At 35.2% G+C, this 4104-nt stretch carries 4 protein-coding genes and 1 pseudogene; all 5 read right to left on the bottom strand.

Annotated elements, in window-relative coordinates:
* Positions 1-100: 100 nt before the first annotated feature.
* On the bottom strand, positions 101-1687 hold the full coding sequence (locus ACJAT7_RS18260) for a DUF805 domain-containing protein (RefSeq protein WP_415228225.1): 1587 nt from the start codon (positions 1685-1687) through the stop codon (positions 101-103).
* A gap of 183 nt (positions 1688-1870) precedes the next feature.
* A complete protein-coding gene (locus ACJAT7_RS18255) occupies positions 1871-2326 on the bottom strand; it encodes a bacteriohemerythrin (protein ID WP_415228224.1) in 456 nt (151 codons plus the stop codon).
* A 276-nt stretch (positions 2327-2602) separates the two neighbouring features.
* Complete coding sequence (locus tag ACJAT7_RS18250; protein WP_415228223.1) at positions 2603-3253, bottom strand: LysE family translocator; 651 nt, start codon at positions 3251-3253, stop codon at positions 2603-2605.
* Positions 3254-3339: 86 nt separating this feature from the next.
* Positions 3340-3888 carry a hypothetical protein gene (locus tag ACJAT7_RS18245; RefSeq protein ID WP_415228222.1) on the bottom strand — a complete coding sequence of 183 codons (549 nt, stop codon included), beginning with the start codon at positions 3886-3888 and terminating at the stop codon, positions 3340-3342.
* Between the two features lie 82 nt (positions 3889-3970).
* Positions 3971-4104 (bottom strand): annotated as a pseudogene (locus ACJAT7_RS18240) (GNAT family N-acetyltransferase); the annotation flags it as partial.

Below are 4104 nucleotides of genomic sequence, written 5' to 3'. Positions count from 1 at the left end.
CATTTATTCTCCGAATCTGAATAACGGCCGTTCACCGGCGAGCAAGTGTTTGCTGATTTTTATTTTTAGCGACAACTGTATCGAGTCCGCGTGCAGCAAATTATATTTTTTCTCGGATACATCTTATATTATATTTGTCCTTCAACGGACCATCTAAGCAGATAAAGTTATCTCTCTCCGTTGTTTTGTTATAAAGCGCACCATAGGGGTTTTCTAGTGACTGAGTTTTGTTACTGAGTACAAAGTTGGCAAGTGAGATTTTAGCGTTCAGATCATGTGACTTTGCAATATATTGAGAAAAATATGTTATCGGCTCTTCAATCATTATGCTACCTCCGTAATTTCTATAGTTTGGTTTACTTTTTGGCGCCGATTCAATGTTTACGACGCTTTCAGCAAACTCTTTAGCAGATAGGTTAGAAAGTGAAATTATATCTTTGTAGCTTATTAATCGCTTATTGATGGTCATATTTGGTTTAAAGATGACTCTAACCATCCATCCTGGTAAACCATTCCAGCCATCGGGATTTCGGTCAGCGTCTAAATACGCGTTATATTGCATTATAAACTCTCTGATTAATGGGTATTTCATACTCATTTCTGAGTGAGATAAATGGGCTATTTTAGCTGGTTTTTCTAGCTTGTATGCCGAGTGAACATAAACGATGATATCGAGGTTATTTGAGTACAAATTTATAAAGATCAGTTTATGTATTAAGCTGTCGGCTAACGATAGATGCCTTCGCAAATATCTATTGTCAATAAGTAGCATTTCGATTGCTTCTTCTGCTTTTCCTGACCGCGCAAGCGATAAAGCGGAAAATATTTTTAATTTATTTCCAAACGTTAAATAGTGAGAAGCAGGATATGGAGAGCTATAGTCTGCTCTGGTTAGCGTGGTAAACTCAGGATACGAAATGAATTTTTCATATCTTTTGGTGATAACCGAAAACTTCTTAATTTCATTTTTCCAGTTACTCGAACTGTCATTTATACTGCTTAAACAGCCAGAATCAGAAAGTTGACAGTACATCTTATTTTTATTGTCTGGAGTTATTAGTTTTTTAACGTTATTTGTCTTCTCATCTATATTTAATTTCTCAGCATCTCTCAACGAGCTAAAAATATTTTTAGAAGAATTATTGTAACTTCTTAATAACCTACTTCCTTGAGATAGAATGTTTTTTTCTTCAACTGCCGTGATCCCAGTTAGGTATAAATATGCTTCGCTTCCATTGGCTACTCTATCTTCTATAAGTAAAACATACTCTGTCACCTCAACATTTAAATCATCATCTATCTGCAGTAAAAGCACTGCCAAAATGACCAATGAGAATACTTTTGCCAATGTTTTCATCACTTTTTTATACCTATGTTCTATAGATATACCTGGCCATAGCATAAGTAATATGACAAATAGGACATTAACAAAGGGGATAAATACCAAGAGGGACCACCAACCAGCGCGGTTTAAATCGTGTAGGCGTAATATCATTATTAGAACAAAACCTATATTTAATAATACGGTGAGTAATATTATTACAGGCTTTAAAGCTTCTATGCCAAGTCGTTCGATAACTATATTAAAAAATGGTGATACTTCAATCAGAAGGTAAGCCACAATGCCGCTACTTAATAACACCAAGTTAAAGGTTTTTCTTGGCCAACGACCACTCAAAAAAGACACTACTATTTCCCTATACTAGTTTCAAAAATATAACGCCAGCAATAAAACACATAACCATCATCGAGCCAGCAAATAAGGTACCGTCAAACCACCCAAACAACAGCCCTTCCAATTTCATAACTGAAGTGGAGGCTATCAGCAATACAACGCGTCAGTTTTGCGTTCAGGTTTATTACAACTCAATTAGCTAGTCATATTTTTTCCCATCGATAGCTGTTGAATAATGTGCTCTGGTGAATTTGGTGTTGGTTCATATTTTTTCACATATTGACCTAATTCTTTGTCTATTGTTTGAGTATGCTCAATAAACCATTTAACTAAAAAATTCACATAATCTTGCAATCCGTTTGCTGACTCTTCTAAATTACGTCTTTTAACCGCCAATTGCTTTAATAATACTCGATGACATTCGCTGTGTTTTGTAAGATCTGGATAGTGAGTTAAACACATTAAGTTTTCTTCACTTAAAAAATGAAACTCTGCATATAAACTCACTTCATCTGCAAGTTTTAAAATTATCGACCTATCAAGAGTCTGAGCAGTAATAAGTTTATTAATACATGTTAATAAATTTCTATGCTCTACATCTATAGCATCAATCCCAACATCATATTTATCTTGCCACTTATAAATGTGCATGACTTATGTTCCTCATTTTGTTAATTATTTATGTTTTATTCTATTACCTTTATCGAAAACAAAGAATTTTATTGTGAACGTTACACTGAAGTATTTCTTAATTGTGTATAGCTAATCAACATATTGAAGAAAACTTTGAAGCTACTGGATACAGCTAACGCCTTGCTCACCGGCGAGTAAGTGGGTGCTGTTTTTTAATGTTTTTCCTTTTAGCAAAAACCGCGACAAAGATATCGAATCCGGGGGCAGCAACTTATATTTTTAGTTACTAACTAGCTATTTGGTTAGTGCTGACTTTACTATTGTGAACCCAATTAGACCTAAGATAGCCCCAGTACATTTGTCGATATAATAAGCTAACTTGGAGAATTTACGACGCACCTTATCTCTAGATAACACATAAATCACAGATAAATCCCACAAAAAAACAACCAGCGTCATCCAAATACCAAGGCCTACCTTAAAATAAAAATTTACATCCTTAGTTAAGACGACTGTAAATAGGCTGAGGTAAAACAAGAGGTTTTTGGGATTTAAAATACCAGACATAAACCCTGTAATGAACTCTTTTACAAACGTAGTTTCTGATTTGTTAATTTGGATTTCAGAAAAAGCGAGATCCTTATAATCTTTTTTCTTTGCTCTTAAAGCCATAATTGCCAGATAAATAAGAAAAAGACCGCCAGCAACTTTCAGTGCAATCATTATAATCACTGAACTTGCTAGCAATGAACCTACTCCGATTAAGCAAAGGGCAATGTACAATGCATTAGCACTTGCTATACCAGCCGCAACTCCAATCGACTTTTGGGGGCCATTCTTTATAGCGCTTTTAACAATAAGCACAAAATCAGGACCAGGACTTAATAACGCAAAAAAATGCGCAATAGCTACTGTTACAAATATACTGAAGAGTGCCCAATCCATCTTTAATGTCCTTTTATTTTATAATATTTTCAACTAGATAAAAATATAACGGCTTGTTCAACAACTGTATCGAGTGCAGCAATTTGTTAGATTTTTAATTTGATAGTGCTCCAGTATTTTTCACCTTGCGGAGAACTATCCCAACCAAGTTTATTTAACTCTTTAGCTATGTATTTATTTAACATGCCATGACCAAAAAATGCCACTTTTTCATGCTTTATTGCCAACTCTTGCAACTGCTTTGCCGAAATTCTAGCTCGAATTTTTGCAGCTTTGAATGATTCAACTTTTCCGCTAAAACCAGCCAACCAAAAAATACGACTGATAATAAGCCAAGTGTAAGCTTTGAATACAAATGGCAATTTATAGCAAGGAATATTCATTTCTCGTAATTGCTTCAATTTTAAATCAGGTTCCCGATTTAGACACATATATACTGAATCTACGGAACGGGCTAAATCACTTGCTACAATAAAATGCGAACCTAATGAACCGCTAAGATCCTTCGGTGGCAAACTTCTAGGATCAACTTTAGAGCGATTATAATTTCGAACCCAATAAGCAAAACCTGATGCCGACAATCTTGGATTGATTGCACCAGTGGGTTTCCCATGCCTGATTAGTAATATTTCCATTTACAACCTAAAAGTAGAATATATAAACGCCACTGAAACCTAACGCCTCGACAGCAGTATCGAGTTCGCGTGTAACGTGGTGTTAGCGGTACTTTGCCAACTTGTGCTCTAAGCTGATTTTAACCACGGGCCATTCAATATTGATTATTGAAAATACAACGGTGTCCCTATAAACACCATTAGCCATTTTTTGATGATTGCGAAGTACGCCGTCCT

It is taken from the genome of Psychromonas sp., from assembly GCF_047632995.1.
Taxonomy (GTDB): domain Bacteria; phylum Pseudomonadota; class Gammaproteobacteria; order Enterobacterales; family Psychromonadaceae; genus Psychromonas.
This window is presented reverse-complemented; position numbering and strand designations above follow the sequence as displayed.